The following is a 15876-nucleotide window of genomic DNA, read 5'->3' as shown; positions in this document are numbered from 1 at the left end:
GGCAATCCCCAATGAAGCGCCTGCCCCTGCTCGTCGGCCTGTTGTTCAGCCTGTGCGCCTGTGCCAGTGGTCCCAAGCCTTATCCGCCGCCCAAACTTCCGTACAACAGTTGGTATGTCGGCTTGGCCGCACCTCGTTTCATGGAGGTTTGGGTCGAGACTGTGGATGTACTCGATCAGCGTGGCTTGCCATTTTTCCGCGTCTCTGCCGGCGTGGCTGGCTACACCAGCAAGCCAGAAGGCTGGCACAAAGGCGGGGGGAAAATGAAACCTGTGAATAACGTCGACCTGCCCCAACGGATCTTCCTGCGCTGGCAATCGCTGGTGGAGCCGCAGGCCTACAAAATTCGCATTCCGATCCCGCAGTGGGTACGCGATGAAATGGTTAAGCGAGAGCGTGGATTTTGTCACTGGTCCAAAACGTGGGAGGACGACTATCGGGACTCCATCACTCTTGGCATGGCCCCCGGCGGCATCGTCAAGGTCTGGGTCGGCGGAGCCTGTCTGGACTTCAAGGAAGTCGGCCGCTTTCAGGCTGAGGTAGAACCACTAGGGCCTCACCGGAATGGCAACGGTATCTATTACCGAGCGCCGAACCCTGAAGCACAGGCTTACATCGATAAGCACGGGATTCCCTATGGCACTTGGTAAGGGGCAATCCCCAATGAAGCGCTTGCCCCTGCTTGTCGGCCTGTTGTTCAGCCTGTGCGCCTGTGCCAGTGGTCCCAAGCCTTACCCGCCGCCCAAGCTGCCCTACCACAGTTGGTATGTCGGCTTGGCCGCACCCCGTTTCATGGAGGTCTGGGTCGAAACCGTGGATGTGCTCGATCAGCGTGGGTTGCCGTTTTTCCGCGTGCATGCGGGCGTAGCCAGTTACACCGGCCAGCCTGATGGTTGGCACAAAGGCGGGGGGAAGATGAAACCTGTGAATAACGTCGATCTACCCGAGCGAATCTTCCTGCGCTGGCAATCATTGGTCGAGCCGCAGGCCTACAAGATCAGAATTCCGATCCCGCAATGGGTTCGCGATGAGATGGTTCGGCCGGAGCGAGTGTTCTGCAAAGGTTCCAAAGAGTGGAGGAACGACTATCGGAAAATGATCACCTTGGGCATGGCCCCCGGCGGCATCGTCAAGGTGTGGGTCGGAGGGGCATGCCTGGGCTTCAAGGAAGTCGGGCGCTTTCAGGCTGATCCGCCTGCTGGAACAGGCGCGAATCACCGCCCTGAACGACAGCGACAGCCACTACCAGGTGCAGCTCAAGGCACCGGACGGCATCGACCTGACCTGGCACCTGCGCACCGAACTGGGCGCAGGGCCGATGGCGCTGCTCAAGCTGAGGGGGTTTGAATTGCCGACGCAGGTGTTTGTGGTGGAGGGCACCAAAGTGCAGCGCAATACGAAGAATAAGAAGTCCGGATGAGTGGGCGTGAAATCGCCGACAAGCCGGCACCTACAGTTGGTTCGGTGTTGAACACAAATCTCGTGTTCAACACCGAACCTTGGAGCCGGCTTGCCAGCGAAAAACCCCTCAGACGCGCGCACCCTCCACAGCCTGCCCCTGAACTTCGTCCTTGCGCACAAACCGGTTCGCCCGCGCAAACGTGCCGAAATCATTGAAGCGCACACCCATTTCCCGCATCACCTTATGCCCCACGGGCACGGTCAGCTGGCGAATGTAGAAGGGTTCCTTCACCGCAAAGTGATGGATGCCGTGACTGCTGCCGAAGTTGAAGCAGAACGCCTGCAACGGCCACAGCCACCAGGCGTTCAGTACCTGGCATTGCTGCATCACGTTCCCGGGCTCGATGTCGCCGTAGTAGTGCATGTTCGAGCTGATGAAGTGCAGGCAGAACGTGCGCAGCACGTTCGGGCCGATGATGACGACGGCCGCGATGTCGATCACGTTCATCACCGACAGCGTGGTCGCGGACCATTCAATCGGGGCGCCCAGCAGGTGCGCGATGCCGTTCGCGGCGTGGAAGCCGAGAAACACATACCACGCACCCCAATGCACCAGCGCCAGCGGCGCATAGACCTTCAGCGAGCGTTTGATGATGCTGAACTTGTGAGCCCAGGTCTTGGCTCGCAGCATGCGAATAAACGCCGACATGACGTTGTCGCCAACCATCAGCAACCGCGCCAAACCCCAAGGCTCGCCGTTGGTGATGGCGCGTTCTTCCATGTCGGTCTCGGAACCGGAGACCTTGTGGTGGTTAAGGTGCAGGTGACGGCGAATCCATGGATTGATCGTACTCGGACGCGCCAGCCAGACCAGGCCCATCATCAGGTTGTGCGGCACCCGCTGTTTGCGGAAGTACATGCTGTGGATCAGGTCATGCTCAAGTTCGTGGGTCAACGAGGCGAAGAACGCATTGAGCAGCAGGCACGCCCACCAGGCCATGTGCCCGGTGATGTAGAGCGCTGCGCAGCCGATCATGCCGGCCAGTGCGAAGACCAGGATACCCGCGCCCAGTGCGTCCTGATGCTTGAGTATCGGGTAGCGCTGACGCAGCTCGACGCCCTTGGCCAGCACCACTTCACGAATATGTGCTGATCGCTGCGCTGCATTCAGTCGCTGGGGACTTGCAGAAGTACCGTGCATGCTTCCATCCTCTGGTTATTGATGTTCGCATGCTGCCTTGTGATCCTGCACAACGCGGTAGCCGTGAACGCCAACCTGTTGACCGGAAGCGCCAATCAGCATGACTGAACCGACCTCCCTCGCCAGCTGGACCCGCGCCCTGCGCAAGCAACTCGACGCCTTGGGCCTCGACAGCACCACCCTGTGCCACCAGGCCGGGCTCGATCCGCAGTTGATGGACGACCCGAACGCCCGATACCCGTTGTCCGGCACCACGCGACTGTGGGAGCTGGCGGTGCAGGCCAGCGGCGACCCGGCGATCGGCCTGCGCGTCTCACGCTTCGTCAGCCCCACCACCTTTCACGCGCTCGGTTATGCGCTGGTGGCCAGCGGCAGTTTGCGCGAAGTGTTCGAGCGTATCGTGCGTTATCACCAGGTGGTCAGTGATGCCCTGGAACTGGAACTGACACGCACGGAGGATCGCTACCGCTTCCGCCTGAAAATTCCGACAGGTAATCCGGCCCCGGCCTACGAGGCCATCGATGCGTTCATGGCGATTTACGTGCGTACCTGTCGCAATCGCCTGGGCCGCGATTACGCCCCGCTGGCGGTTTACCTGCGTCGGCCGGAACCTGAAGACTCGCATCAATGGCACAAAGTCTTCCGCTCGCCCGTGCACTTCGGCGCCGACGAAGACCGACTGGAATTCGCCCTGGTTGACTTCGACAGTCACCTGGACGACGCCAACCCGGAGCTGGCCGAACACAATGAAACCGTACTCAAACGCACCCTGGCGCAACTCAAGCCGTTGACCTGGGAGCGCAAGGTCCGCGATGCCATAGAAGAGCAATTGCCGGAAGGTGAACCCAGCGCCGAACACATCGCCAAGGCCCTGCACCTGAGCTTGCGCAGCCTGCAACGGCATCTGGCGGATGAAGGTTGTCGGTTCGACACGCTGCTCAATGAAAGCCGCGAGAATCTGGCGTTGTTGCACCTGCGTGATCCCCAGGTTTCGCTGAGCGAGATCAGTTATTTACTGGGGTTTGCCGATACCAGCAGTTTCAGCCGCGCATTCAAGCGCTGGACCGGGATGACACCGGGGCAGTTTCGGGATGGGTTGCGGTAGGTTTTTCACCGGACATACCGGCCTCTTCGCTGGCAAGCCAGCTCTCACAGGGTATTCGGTTGACCAGCCATTCAGGATTCACACAAGCCACTGTAGGAGCTGGCTTGCCAGCGAATTCGATTGTTCAGGCAACACAGAAACCACTACCGCCCCTGACCCCGCCGCAACAACTTGCGCACCCGCGCCACCAGCTCACTCACCGCGAACGGCTTGAGCAGGTAGTCATCTTCATGCAGCTCCAACCCGCGCAGGCGATCCTCGATGCCATCCCTGGTGGTGAGGAGCAGCACCGGCGTTTCACCGAGCTTGCGGATCTGTTGCAGCAACTGCCAGCCATTGAGCCCCGGCAGCATGACGTCAAGGATGATCAGCTCGTATTCGCCGGACTCGATGAAACGCCGGCCGTCCATCCCGTTGACCGCCACATCCACCGCATAACTGGCCTCGCTCAGGCCATTGGCCAGGAGCTTGGCGGTCTCGGGTTCGTCTTCCACTAACAGCACACGCATGGCACACCTCGATTGTCGTCCTCACAGGCTAGGCGTGTTCGGGGATAAAGCCCACCTTTAAAAGATCGCCAACGCCCGCAACCGTTCGACATCGAGGATTTCGATCTCGCCGTAGCCCAGACTCAAAATCCCCTGCCCCTGCAGATCCTTGAGCAGTTGATTGGTGGTCTGGCGCGACAACGACAACATTGACGCAAGCTGCTCCTGCGGCAGTTGCAGGAGCCGGCGCGGCGAGTCGATCTCGCCATAGCCGTGGGCGATCATCAGCAAGCGATGGGCCAGCCGTGTCGGGGCCGGCATCAGGCTCAGCTGTTCGAGGTGGATAAAGGTCAGGCGCAGTTTCTGGCTCATGAGCAAGGCCAGTTGCCGCCAGTGCTCCGGTTGTTCGTCGAGCAATGTCAGCAGCGCCGTTTGCGGGATGTGCAACAGGGTGCAGTTGCCCAGGCCGTACGCATCGTGGGTGCGCGCCTGGCCATCGAACAGACAGATCTCGCCGAACCAATGCGGCGCCTCCACCAGACTGAGCAACGCTTCCTTGCCTTGCTCGCTGACCGCGCCAATGCGCACGGCACCTTCGAGCACCGCGTACAGACCACAGGGCGGGTCACCCCGCTTGAACAAGCGCTGGCCCGGCGTCAGGCGCCGAACCCTGGCGGCGGCAAGCAGACTATCCTGCAAGGAAACAGGCAGATGGCTGAACCACTGACCGTGCATCAAGCGCGGACGCCAGACCTGCATATCCATGAAAACTCCTAAAGATTGTCGCCTGGCTGACAGAGTAAGAAATGGCCCCGGGGCAAGATCAATCACCCTACAGGAGGAATAACAATGAAAAGCCTCGTTGACCATCTCAGTCAATACGCCACCTACCACCGTGACCCGCGAAACATCGCTACACACTTCATTGGCATTCCGCTGATTGTGGTGGCGGTGGCGGTCCTGCTGTCTCGTCCGCAATGGGCCGGGGGCTGGCTTTCTCCGGCGATACTGGTGTCGTTGGCTTCGGCGTGGTTTTACCTGCGCCTGGAATTGCGCCTTGGCGCGCTGATGACGGTGTTGCTGGGGCTGTGTGCCTGGGCCGGTCATGCGCTGGCACAGCAAAGCACAGGGGTCTGGCTCGTCGCCGGCATCGGAATGTTTGTGGTGGGTTGGGCGATTCAGTTTGTTGGCCATCACTACGAAGGGCGCAAACCGGCGTTCGTCGATGACGTCACGGGGTTGATTGTCGGGCCGTTGTTTGTGGTGGCGGAACTGGCGTTCCTGCTGGGGATGCGCCATGAGCTGAAAGAGCAGATCGAAGTGCGGGCGGGGGGTGTGCGGCTGAATCCGAATCGCGCGGCTGTCTAGTCCGCAATCGCCAGCAGGCTGGCTCCCACAAGGGATTTGTGTCGATCACAGATCCAGAGTGGGAGCCAGCCTGCTGGCGATGCTTTTGCTTCAGAAGTTGGCGACTTTCTGCCAGACCTTCGGCTTGAAGAACAACGTCTCGCCCTTCGTCAGACCGATCAGGCTGTCGTGGTCCTTCACCACTTCAGCTTCGATCAGATCGCTCTGCCCCTCAACCTTCAACGTCACCCGCGTCGTCGCACCCAATGGGCGGATATCGCGCACCTCGGCCGCATGGTGATCTTCCAGTTCATGCCGTGACAGCGACACTTCATGCGGACGGAACAGCACGTGATTGTCTTCACCCAGATGCAGGCGGTTCGAATCGCCGAGGAAGTGATAAACGAAATCGCTGGCCGGGTTTTCGTAGACGTCGCCCGGTGAGCCGATCTGCTCGATCACGCCTTTGTTCATCACCACGATACGGTCGGCGACTTCCATCGCTTCTTCCTGGTCGTGGGTCACGAACACCGAGGTCAGGTTGATGTCTTCGTGCAGCCGCGCCAGCCAGCGGCGCAGCTCTTTGCGGACCTTGGCGTCGAGGGCACCGAACGGCTCGTCGAGCAGCAGTACTTTCGGCTCTACCGCCAGGGCGCGGGCCAGGGCGATCCGCTGGCGCTGGCCACCGGACAGTTGTTCCGGGTAGCGATCCGCCAGCCAATCCAGCTGCACCATGTTCAACAGTTCGTGGACCTTGGTCGCGATCTGGCTTTCGCTCGGGCGCTGGTTCTTGGGCTTCATGCGCAGGCCGAACGCGACGTTGTCGAACACCGTCATGTGGCGGAACAAGGCGTAGTGCTGGAACACGAATCCGACGTTGCGATCACGCACGTCATGACCGGAAACGTCTTCGCCGTGGAACACGATGTTGCCCTGGTCCGGGGTTTCCAGGCCGGCGATGATCCGCAGCAGCGTGGTCTTGCCGCAGCCGGACGGGCCGAGCAGCGCCACCAGTTCACCGCTGTGGATGTCCAGGCTGATGTTGTCCAGCGCCTTGAACGCATTGAAATTCTTGCTGACGTTACGCACTTCGATCGACATGAATTATTCCTCCGCGGCGCTGGCGCGCAGGCGGTTAATACGGTTTTCGCTCCACTGCTTGAGCAGCAGGATGAAGAGCGCCAGGATCAGCAACAGGCTCGCCACGGCGAACGCGGCCACGTGGTTGTATTCGTTGTAGAGGATCTCGACGTGCAGCGGCAACGTGTTGGTCACCCCGCGAATGTGCCCGGAAACCACCGACACCGCACCGAATTCACCCATGGCCCGCGCCGTACACAACACCACGCCGTAGATCAGGCCCCATTTGATGTTGGGCACCGTGACGTGCCAGAACATCTGCCAGCCATTGGCCCCGAGCAAACGTGCGGCCTCTTCTTCCTGGGTGCCCTGCTCCTGCATCAGCGGGATCAGCTCGCGCGCCACGAACGGCACGGTGACGAAAATCGTCGCCAGCACGATGCCCGGCAAGGCGAAGACAATCTGGATGTCGTGATCCTGCAACCACGGGCCGAACAGCCCTTGGGCGCCGAACATCAGTACGTAGACCAGACCGGCGATCACCGGCGACACCGAGAACGGCAGGTCGATCAGGGTGACCAGCATGCTTTTGCCACGGAACGAGTATTTACTCACGCACCAGGCCGCGCTCACACCGAACACCAGGTTCAGCGGCACCGAAATTAGCACGGCGATCACCGTGAGTTTTAGCGCGGACAGCGCGTCCGGTTCAAAAATCGCGGTGAAGAACGCACCCAGGCCATTCTTCAGGCCCTGGGACACCACGATGAACAGCGGCAGTAGCAGGAACAGCGTAAAAACCAGCCAGCCAAGGCCGATCAGGATTCGCCGCGAAGTCGCACTGCCACGACGGGCAGCGTTCGAGGAAGCGGCAGCAATGGACGATTGGGACATGTGTGCGCCTCCTTATGGGGTTTCGATGCGGCGCTGCAGCAAGTTGATCAGCAGCAACAGGACGAAGGAAACCACCAGCATCAATACGCCAATGGAGGTAGCGCCGGTGTAATCGTACTGGTCGAGCTTGACCATGATCAGCAGCGGCAGGATTTCGGTTTTCATCGGCATGTTGCCGGCGATGAAAATCACCGAACCGTACTCGCCGACCCCACGGGCAAAGGCCAGGGCAAAACCGGTGAGCCAGGCAGGAAGCAGTGCCGGCAACAGGATATGGCGGAAAACCTGTAACGGTTTTGCTCCCAGGCACGCCGCCGCTTCTTCCACTTCACGAGGGATATCAGCCAGTACAGGTTGTACGGTACGTACTACGAATGGAAGTGTCACAAAAGTGAGGGCAAGGGTGATGCCGAGGGGGGTGTAGGCGATCTTGACCCCCAGATCCGCTGCGAACTGACCCACCAGACCGGTGGGGGTGTACAACGCGGTCAACGCAATACCGGCCACGGCCGTGGGCAATGCAAACGGCAAGTCGATCATTGCATCGATGACTTTGCGTCCGGGGAAGGTATAGCGCACCAGCACCCAGGCCAGCAGCGTGCCGATGATGCCGTTGATAATCGCGGCGTACAGCGCGGTGCCGAAGCTGAGCTTCAACGCCGACAGCACCCGTGGCGCCGAGATGATTGCCCAGAACTGATCCCAGGTGAGTTGAGCGGCGTGAACGAACATCGCCGCCAGTGGTATGAGCACAATCAGGCTGAGGTACACCAAGGTGTAGCCCAGCGTCAGCCCGAAGCCGGGTATGACGGGGGAGATACGACGCGACATAAAAGTCCTTGGTTAAAAACGCATCAATGTGGGAGCGAGCCTGCTCGCGAAGAGGCCATATCAGTCAACATCCAAATCGCCTGATACACCGCCTTCGCGAGCGAGCTCGCCCTCACATGTTTCGTGCCCAGACATCAGGCTCGTTGTCAGTCAGATTACTGCGCCTGGTAAATCTGGTCGAACACGCCACCGTCGTTGAAGAATTTCGGTTGCGCGGTTTTCCAGCCGCCGAAGTCTTTATCGATGGTGACCAGCTCCAGTTTCGGGAACTGATTGGCGTACTTGGCGGCGACATCCTTGTCCCGTGGACGATAGAAGTTTTTCGCCGCGATTTCCTGACCCGCCGGGCTGTACAGGTGCTTGAGGTAGGCTTCGGCGATCTGCTCGTTGCCCTTTTTCTCGGCGTTCTTGTCGACTACGGCGACCGGAGGCTCGGCGAGGATCGACAGCGAAGGCACGACGATGTCGAATTTGTCGGCGCCGCCATCTTCTTTCAGCGCCAGGAAGGCTTCGTTTTCCCAGGCCAGCAACACGTCACCCTGACCGTTGTTGACGAAGGTGATGGTCGAACCGCGAGCACCGGTGTCCAGCACAGGCACGTGCTTGAACAGGGTTTGCACGTATTCCTTGGCTTTGGCTTCGTCGCCGCCGTTGGCTTTCAGGCCGTAGGCCCAGGCCGCGAGGAAGTTCCAGCGTGCACCGCCGGAGGTTTTCGGGTTCGGCGTGATCACCGATACGTCGTTCTTGACCAGGTCGCCCCAGTCCTTGATGCCTTTAGGGTTGCCCTTGCGCACCAGGAACACGATGGTCGAGGTGTAAGGCGTGCTCGCCTCCGGCAGGCGTTTTTGCCAGTCGACGGGCAGTGTCTTGCCAAGCTTGGCGATTTCATCGATATCACCGGCCAGGGCCAGGGTCACGACGTCGGCGCGCAAACCGTCGATCACCGCCCTACCCTGCTTGCCCGAACCACCGTGGGACTGCTGGATCTTCACGGTGTCGCCAGCATGGTCCTTCTGCCAGAACTTGATGAACTCGGCGTTGTAGTCCTGATACAGCTCACGGGTCGGGTCGTACGACACGTTGAGCAACTCGTAATCCTTGGCAACCGCAGAACCCGCAAAAAGGGCACTGGCCAGGGCGGCCAAAGCGAACTGACGAATCGACGACATGGTGAAAGCTCCTGGAATTCTTGGATATTGGCTTTTTTTATGATCTGGAATCGGATGCTTGCTCAAAGATCGCAGCCTGCGGCAGCTCCCGCACAATCCCCCGCTAGAACTGCCGCAGGCTGTGATCTTTTGATTTTTCGCTTCAGCCCGGTTTGTTTCCCGGGTTCTGCAGGCGGAATTTTTCTTTGCGTTCGATCTGAACCACCTGGGCGTTGTGGACGGTGATTTCCACTGCGCCAAAACGCAGATCGCGCAGGGCGCTCTGGATTTCACGCAGGATGGTTGCTTCGTCCTGGCCGTCAACGCTACGTAGAGATGCGCTCATGGTGCTGCTCCTTCGACTGAGAGGTTGCCTGGCAGTGGCGGCACTGCTTGCGGCGTGAGGCCAATAGTAGAGAGGCGCAGATATTCTTAAAAAGACTATTTAAGAATGTTTATATAACCAAAAGACATTATTTGATGGGGCAAGGGCTTGCGGGGGAAGGGAATTCCGTAGGAGCGAGCTTGCTCGCGATGGACGCGAATGAAAACCAGGACGGCCTGGATGAACGCGGCGCTCCTGCCACCATCGCGAGCAAGCTCGCTCCTACAGGTTTTGCGCAACAGACGCTTAACCGATTGCCGGTGCATGCGCCCAATTCAGTTGTCCGGGAGGCACCGGCCGCCCGAACCAATACCCCTGGCCCAGATGGCTGCCAAGCTCAAGCAGGAGCGCCGCCTGTTCGACCTGCTCGATCCCCTCGGCCTGCACCTGCATTCCCATGCTGTGCGCCAGGGCAATGATCACCCGCACAATGGCTCCGTCGTCTTCGTCCCCCGGCAGCCCGGCGACAAAACCCTGATCGATCTTGAGCTTCTGCACCGGCAGGCGCTTGAGTCGCAGCAGCGACGAATAACCGGTGCCGAAGTCATCGATGGCCAGGCGCACCCCCAATTCGCGCAATCGGTGCATTTGCTCAAGCGCGACCTCCGGGTCTTCCATCACCGCGCTCTCGGTGACCTCCAGTTCCAGATAGGCCGGGTCCAGCCCGGTGTCGCGCAACACCTGAGCCACTTGCTGATACAGCTCACGGCGGGCGAACAGGCGCGATGAGACATTCACCGCGACGAACGACAAGGCCACGCCAGCTTGTTGCCACTGGCACATTTGCTGACATGCTTGCCGCATGACCCAGGCGTCGATTTCGGCAATCAGCCCGGTGCGCTCGGCAACGGGAATGAACTCTGCCGGCGACACTAATCCGCGCTCCGGATGCTCCCAACGCACCAGCGCCTCGACACCGATCATACGGCTGGTTGGCATGTCATGGACCGGCTGGTAGTAAACCCGCAATTGCTGCTGCTCCAGCGCGCGGCGCAGCTCGAATGCAAGCTCGACCCGTTGTTGCGCGTGGGCGGTCAGCTCTTCGGTGTAGAGGGCATAGCCATTGCGGCCGGCGCTCTTGGCCTTGAACAGCGCCGAGTCAGCGTTGCGCAACAATTGCTCAGCGCTCAAGGCATCGCCGGGAAACAGGCTGATACCGATGCTGGTGTTGATGAACAGCTGGTGCTCGTCGATAAGGAACGGCTCTTTGAGGCCATCGATGATCCGCTGCGCCAGCGCCGCAGCCTGGACCAATTGCGGACAGCTCTCGGCCAGCACCGCAAACTCATCACCCCCCAGCCGTGCCAGCGTAATGCCCGGCCCGAACATCGCCGCAAGACGCTCCGCCACCGCTTTGAGCATGTGATCGCCGATGGTGTGCCCGAGGCTGTCGTTGATCATCTTGAAGTGATCCAGATCGACCATCAGCAGTGCACAGCCGCGCTTTTGAGCCTGCGCCGAAGTCAATGCCTGCTGGGTGCGATCGGTGAACAGCAAGCGGTTGGGCAGATCGGTCAATGGATCGTGGTGCGCCAGGCGAATCAGTTCGTGTTCAGAGTTCTTGATCGCGCTGATGTCGGAAAACACTGCCACGAAATGGCTTAGCCGCCCCTGATCATCATGAATGAGACGAATCGTCTGCCATTGCGGATAGATTTCGCCGCTTTTGCGACGGTTCCAGATTTCCCCGCTCCACTCGCCTTTGCTCTGGAGTGTCGCGAACATCGCCTGGTAGAAAGCGGCCGGATGGCGCCCGGACTTGAACAGGTTGGGCCTTTGCCCCAGCACTTCCTCACTCTGATAACCGGTGATTTGGATGAAAGCCCGGTTCACATGGACAATCAATCCATCGTGATTGGTGACCAACACCCCTTCGCGGGTGCAATCGAATACGGCGGCGGCTTGACGCAATCGCTCCCGATCTTCGCTGCGCTCACGCAATTTGGCGCCGATGCCGAGACAACGAAGCAATCGCGCCCGGGCAATGAAGATAAACCCGGCGCTGATCACCACCCAAACATAACCGTTGATCAGTTGCCATCGCGAAAGCTCGGCAGAACTATCGAAGAAGCTGTTCAATAAATGGCTACTGAACTGCAGCCAGATCATAGAAAGCAAGAGGTAAAGCAGCGCTGCACGCACGGCATAGCGATAGCTGGCAGACATTAGGCTTTCCATATCCCTGCAAAAAACCGGGATTATAGGGCAAAGTCACATCCAGCCACTCATATCCGAAAGAGCGACTGGTTTTCTCCGCGGGCTTAGTGATAATGCAACGGCTGTTTTTTCTATATCGAGGGCCCTATAGCCTATGTGGTACGAAGGTTTTCTCGGCTTGTCGCCCTGGTCATTGGTGGCAGTCACCCTGCTGATGACCCACGTGACAATCGTCGGCGTCACGGTCTATCTGCACCGTTACTCAGCCCATCGCTCGCTTGAGCTGAATGCCGGCCTGAAACATTTTTTCCGTTTCTGGCTGTGGTTGACCACGGCGCAGAACACCCGCGAGTGGACCGCTATCCACCGCAAGCATCACGCTAAATGCGAAACCGTCGATGACCCGCACAGCCCGGTCATCAAGGGTCTGTCCACTGTTCTGCGCAAAGGCGCCGAGTTGTACCGCGCCGAAGCGGAAAACCCCGAGACCCTGCGCATCTACGGCAAGAACTGCCCCGAAGACTGGATCGAGCGCAATCTCTACACCCCCTTCCCGCTGCTGGGCGTGGCGATCATGGCCGTCATCGACCTGCTGCTGTTCGGCACCATCGGCATCACCATCTGGGCCATCCAGATGATGTGGATCCCGGTATGGGCCGCCGGCGTGGTCAATGGCCTGGGCCATGCCATCGGCTACCGCAACTTCGAATGCCGTGACGCGGCGACCAATCTGGTGCCTTGGGGCATCCTGATCGGCGGTGAAGAACTGCATAACAACCATCACACCTACCCCAACTCGGCAAAACTGTCGGTGAAGAAGTGGGAGTTCGATCTGGGCTGGGCCTGGATTCAAGTGTTCAGCTTCCTGCGTCTGGCCAAGGTCCAGCGGGTCGCGCCGATTGCCCATCGTGTCGAAGGCAAAGGCCACCTGGACATGGACACCGCCATGGCGATCCTCAACAACCGCTTCCAGATCATGGCCCAGTACCGCAAACTGGTGATCGGGCCGCTGGTCAAGCAGGAGCTGGAAAAGGTCGATCACTCGGTCCGCCACCAGTTCCACCGCGCCAAGCGCTTGCTTTCGCGCGAAACCAGCCTGCTGGACGACAAACACCATGTCCGCATCCAGAACATGCTCGAACACAGCCAGGCGCTGAAGGTCATTTACGAAAAACGCCTGGCCTTGCAGCAGATCTGGGTCAAGACCAGCTCCAATGGTCACGACATGCTGGCCGCCATCAAGGATTGGGTACACGAAGCCGAAGCCAGCGGGATTCAATCCCTGCGTGACTTCGCCGGCCAACTCAAAACCTACTCCCTGCGCCCGACCGCTGCCTGACGCCATTGATCGGTGCGCCCCCTAACCAGGGCGCACCTTTCGGAACTTCGCTTCAAATCCTCCCTCTCAAAGACACTTCGCCACCCAGGCAGGCTTCGTTGTGGCCGCTTTCGAATCCAAAGCGGCGCACGCCCTTTGAGATGTGTACCCATGGTCATTACAAACCAAGAAGACCCATCCCCTTCGCAATGGCCCGAGGCCGCGCAAACCCTGCTGGCGCTGATGCATGCCCAAGGTGAAGTGGCGCGACTGAGCGAACGCGAACAGCTGTTCAGCACCCTGCTGGTGAGTGTCAATGCCGTGCTCTGGGCATTCAACTGGGAAACCCGCCAGGTGCTGTATGTCAGCCCGGCCTATGAGCGGATTTTCGGGCGCTCCGCCGACCTGCTGCTGTCCGACTACAACCACTGGCGTGACAGCATCTACCCCGACGATCTGGAATATGCCGAGCGCAGCCTGGCGGACGTGCTGGAAAAAGGCGCGATCGAAGACCGCGAATACCGGATCATTGCCGCCGACGGCCAAGTGCGCTGGCTCAGCGACAAATGCTTCATGAACCGCCAGGCCGAGCCAGGGCAGCCGGTCATCATCGTTGGCATCGCTGAAGACATCACCGACAAGAAGCAAATGGAAACCGAGCTGCAACGCCTGGCCACCACCGACGCCCTGACCCAGAGCAGCAATCGTCGCCACTTCTTCGAAGGCGCTCATCAGGAATTCGAAATCGCACGTCAACAAGGGACACCGTTGTCCTTCCTGATGCTGGACATCGATGACTTCAAAATCATCAACGACACTTATGGTCACCAGGAAGGCGATAACGTGCTGCAGCGTATCGCGGAGAGCGGTCGAGCAGTGTTGCGCCGTGGCGATCTGTTCGGGCGCATTGGCGGTGAGGAGTTCGCGGCGGTGTTCCCGGGCTGCACGCCGGACATGGCCCTGCAAGTGGCTGAACGACTGCAGAGGGAGATCCAGCGTTTGAGCTTCAAGCATGACGGCCAGACGTTTGGCATCACCGTCAGTCAGGGGCTGACCAGCCTTGTCGCCGGGGACGAAAGTGTGGATAGCCTGTTTGCCCGCGCGGATGCAGCGATGTATCAGGCCAAGCGTGAGGGCAAGAACCGGATAGTGACGGCCTGAATACCCTTCCAGGAACTGCCTTGCCAGCTCCTGCAGGGTTTGGGTGAAGCCTTATTTTTTGCGCAGGCGTACCAACTCCGGCAAACCGATCTTGAGCAAGCGCGCCGTACGGCTCTTGGCCAGGTCCTCAAGCCCCTCATGCTCACTCAGGCGCGCCAGCTGCGCCGCCATGTTCATCACCAGCGCTTCGCGGGAATAGACACCGCCACCGAGCTGGTAGGTCGCCGCAATCAGTTCTCGTAGCTCCAGCGGCAATCGCCAGCGGGTACGCAGCGCCGAACCGTAGGCCGCGCTGAATTCGGCCAACGCCTCGCCAACCGCCTCTTGCTCGTCCAGCTCACCACCGGCCTGCTTCCATTCCTGCAAACAACGCAACAACGCCAGATCGCCGAGCCGATGCAACATACCCGCGCAATAGCATCGCGCCTGATCCAGATCGAGCAAGCGCGCCAGCGTTCGCGCGTATTCGGCGGTGTGCAGCGACAAGTCCCAATAGCGCTCGGCGTAGTCCGACAGGGACGGATCACTGAGCCGTGCACTGCGCTTGAGGGCCAGCCCGAGAATCAGGTTCATGCTTTGCCCGGTACCCAGTCGGTGCAGCGCCTGCGACAGGGTTTGTACAGGTGCGCCGTGATGCTGGGCCGCGCTGTTGGCGGCGGCGATCAGAACCGCCGTGACCTGCGGGTCTGTGCGGATCTCGTCTTCCAGCACCGCCAAGTCCAGACCGTCAGGATTGAGGCTCCGCTTGACCGCCAACTGCACGTCGGTCATCAGCGGCGCGCCCTCGGACAGTTCACGACGACGCTCCAGGAATACAGACAGGGTCATGCCCGGCGCCAGCGCCGGCACTTCGCACGACACCTCTTCCCCCGCATCGAGCAGCAATCCGTGCAAGCGCTGAGTCAGGCTTTCCATGTTCAACGGTTTGGTCAGGTAGGCGGCAGGCGCCAGCGGCAAGACCTCGCGTACGCTGGCGCTGTCGTTGCGACTGCTCATCAGGATGAATGGCAACGGCGGGTTGCGTTTGCGCTGGCGAACACTGCGCAACACATTCAGGCCATCGACACCGGGCAATTCCCAGTCGACGATCACCAGATCGTAAGGGTGGGCCGCCAGCAGCTCCAACGCCTGCTGGCCGTCGGCGCACAGATCCAGTCGTGCGTCACAGCGAACGTTCAACAACACTTCCTTGAGCAGATCACGGGACCAAGGGTCGGCCTCAGCGATCAGTACTCTCGGAACCGCGGGTAAAATGACAGCTGTCATACAGCGCTCCCTGACAATGCTCGAACCTTATCCAATGCCGCTCCTTCGAATAGTATCAATACGTGGTATCTGTTCTGGCAGATATGAAAAAACC

The 15876-nt window shown here is 59.8% G+C and carries 16 protein-coding genes; 6 read left to right on the top strand and 10 right to left on the bottom strand.

All coding sequences use genetic code 11. The features are described from left to right. Positions 1–11: 11 nt before the first annotated feature. Both AC1Q6D_RS28030 and AC1Q6D_RS28025 read left to right on the top strand, forming a co-directional pair. Positions 12–650: a DUF2931 family protein gene (locus AC1Q6D_RS28030; RefSeq protein WP_103406548.1), complete on the top strand. Its 639-nt coding sequence runs from the start codon at positions 12–14 to the stop codon at positions 648–650. Positions 651–663: 13 nt separating this feature from the next. Next, complete coding sequence (locus AC1Q6D_RS28025) at positions 664–1347, top strand: DUF2931 family protein (protein ID WP_103406549.1); 684 nt, start codon at positions 664–666, stop codon at positions 1345–1347. A gap of 181 nt (positions 1348–1528) precedes the next feature. Here the strand turns inward: AC1Q6D_RS28025 and AC1Q6D_RS28020 are convergent, their stop codons facing one another. Next, positions 1529–2602 carry a fatty acid desaturase gene (locus AC1Q6D_RS28020; RefSeq protein WP_103406550.1) on the bottom strand — a complete coding sequence of 358 codons (1074 nt, stop codon included), beginning with the start codon at positions 2600–2602 and terminating at the stop codon, positions 1529–1531. 100 nt (positions 2603–2702) lie between these two features. Here AC1Q6D_RS28020 and AC1Q6D_RS28015 point away from each other — a divergent pair, with 100 nt between their 5' ends. Continuing rightward, positions 2703–3707 (top strand): AraC family transcriptional regulator, encoded by a 1005-nt coding sequence (locus AC1Q6D_RS28015; RefSeq protein WP_103406551.1) that lies wholly within the window; start codon positions 2703–2705, stop codon positions 3705–3707. Positions 3708–3850: 143 nt separating this feature from the next. Here AC1Q6D_RS28015 and AC1Q6D_RS28010 read toward each other — a convergent pair whose 3' ends face one another. After that, positions 3851–4216 (bottom strand): response regulator, encoded by a 366-nt coding sequence (locus tag AC1Q6D_RS28010; protein WP_103406552.1) that lies wholly within the window; start codon positions 4214–4216, stop codon positions 3851–3853. Positions 4217–4273: 57 nt separating this feature from the next. Beyond that, positions 4274–4960: a Crp/Fnr family transcriptional regulator gene (locus AC1Q6D_RS28005; RefSeq protein WP_103406553.1), complete on the bottom strand. Its 687-nt coding sequence runs from the start codon at positions 4958–4960 to the stop codon at positions 4274–4276. 84 nt (positions 4961–5044) lie between these two features. Here AC1Q6D_RS28005 and AC1Q6D_RS28000 point away from each other — a divergent pair, with 84 nt between their 5' ends. Next, entirely contained in the window at positions 5045–5563 is a 519-nt protein-coding gene (locus AC1Q6D_RS28000; RefSeq protein ID WP_103406554.1) for an Mpo1 family 2-hydroxy fatty acid dioxygenase, read from the top strand. 90 nt (positions 5564–5653) lie between these two features. Here AC1Q6D_RS28000 and AC1Q6D_RS27995 read toward each other — a convergent pair whose 3' ends face one another. The 6 genes from AC1Q6D_RS27995 to dibA form a co-directional block, all read right to left on the bottom strand. Further along, the gene (locus AC1Q6D_RS27995) at positions 5654–6643 is read right to left on the bottom strand and encodes a sulfate/molybdate ABC transporter ATP-binding protein (protein ID WP_103406555.1); all 990 of its coding nucleotides are present in this window, start codon (positions 6641–6643) and stop codon (positions 5654–5656) included. Positions 6644–6646: 3 nt separating this feature from the next. Then, the gene (gene cysW / locus AC1Q6D_RS27990; protein ID WP_047536084.1) at positions 6647–7516 is read right to left on the bottom strand and encodes a sulfate ABC transporter permease subunit CysW; all 870 of its coding nucleotides are present in this window, start codon (positions 7514–7516) and stop codon (positions 6647–6649) included. A gap of 12 nt (positions 7517–7528) precedes the next feature. Beyond that, complete coding sequence (cysT, locus tag AC1Q6D_RS27985; RefSeq protein ID WP_103406556.1) at positions 7529–8347, bottom strand: sulfate ABC transporter permease subunit CysT; 819 nt, start codon at positions 8345–8347, stop codon at positions 7529–7531. Positions 8348–8502: 155 nt separating this feature from the next. Further along, a complete protein-coding gene (locus AC1Q6D_RS27980; protein ID WP_103406557.1) occupies positions 8503–9516 on the bottom strand; it encodes a sulfate ABC transporter substrate-binding protein in 1014 nt (337 codons plus the stop codon). A gap of 142 nt (positions 9517–9658) precedes the next feature. Continuing rightward, positions 9659–9841, bottom strand: coding sequence for a sulfur starvation response protein OscA (oscA, locus tag AC1Q6D_RS27975; RefSeq protein ID WP_028943833.1), 183 nt, complete (start codon positions 9839–9841; stop codon positions 9659–9661). Positions 9842–10126: 285 nt separating this feature from the next. Further along, positions 10127–12046: a phosphodiesterase DibA gene (gene dibA / locus AC1Q6D_RS27970; protein WP_103406558.1), complete on the bottom strand. Its 1920-nt coding sequence runs from the start codon at positions 12044–12046 to the stop codon at positions 10127–10129. 145 nt (positions 12047–12191) lie between these two features. On the opposite strand from dibA, the gene desA reads away from it, so the two are divergent. Together desA and AC1Q6D_RS27960 are read left to right on the top strand one after the other, a co-directional pair. Beyond that, positions 12192–13376, top strand: a complete 1185-nt coding sequence (gene desA / locus AC1Q6D_RS27965; protein ID WP_103406559.1) for a delta-9 fatty acid desaturase DesA — start codon at positions 12192–12194, stop codon at positions 13374–13376. A gap of 150 nt (positions 13377–13526) precedes the next feature. After that, positions 13527–14516 carry a GGDEF domain-containing protein gene (locus tag AC1Q6D_RS27960; protein WP_103406560.1) on the top strand — a complete coding sequence of 330 codons (990 nt, stop codon included), beginning with the start codon at positions 13527–13529 and terminating at the stop codon, positions 14514–14516. A 51-nt stretch (positions 14517–14567) separates the two neighbouring features. On the opposite strand, the gene AC1Q6D_RS27955 is transcribed toward AC1Q6D_RS27960, so the two are convergent. Then, entirely contained in the window at positions 14568–15782 is a 1215-nt protein-coding gene (locus AC1Q6D_RS27955) for a response regulator (protein ID WP_103406561.1), read from the bottom strand. Positions 15783–15876: the final 94 nt, after the last annotated feature.

The organism is Pseudomonas sp. MT92 (assembly GCF_058792515.1).
Note: the sequence above shows the minus strand (reverse complement) of the source record. Positions and strands in the feature narration are given on the sequence as shown.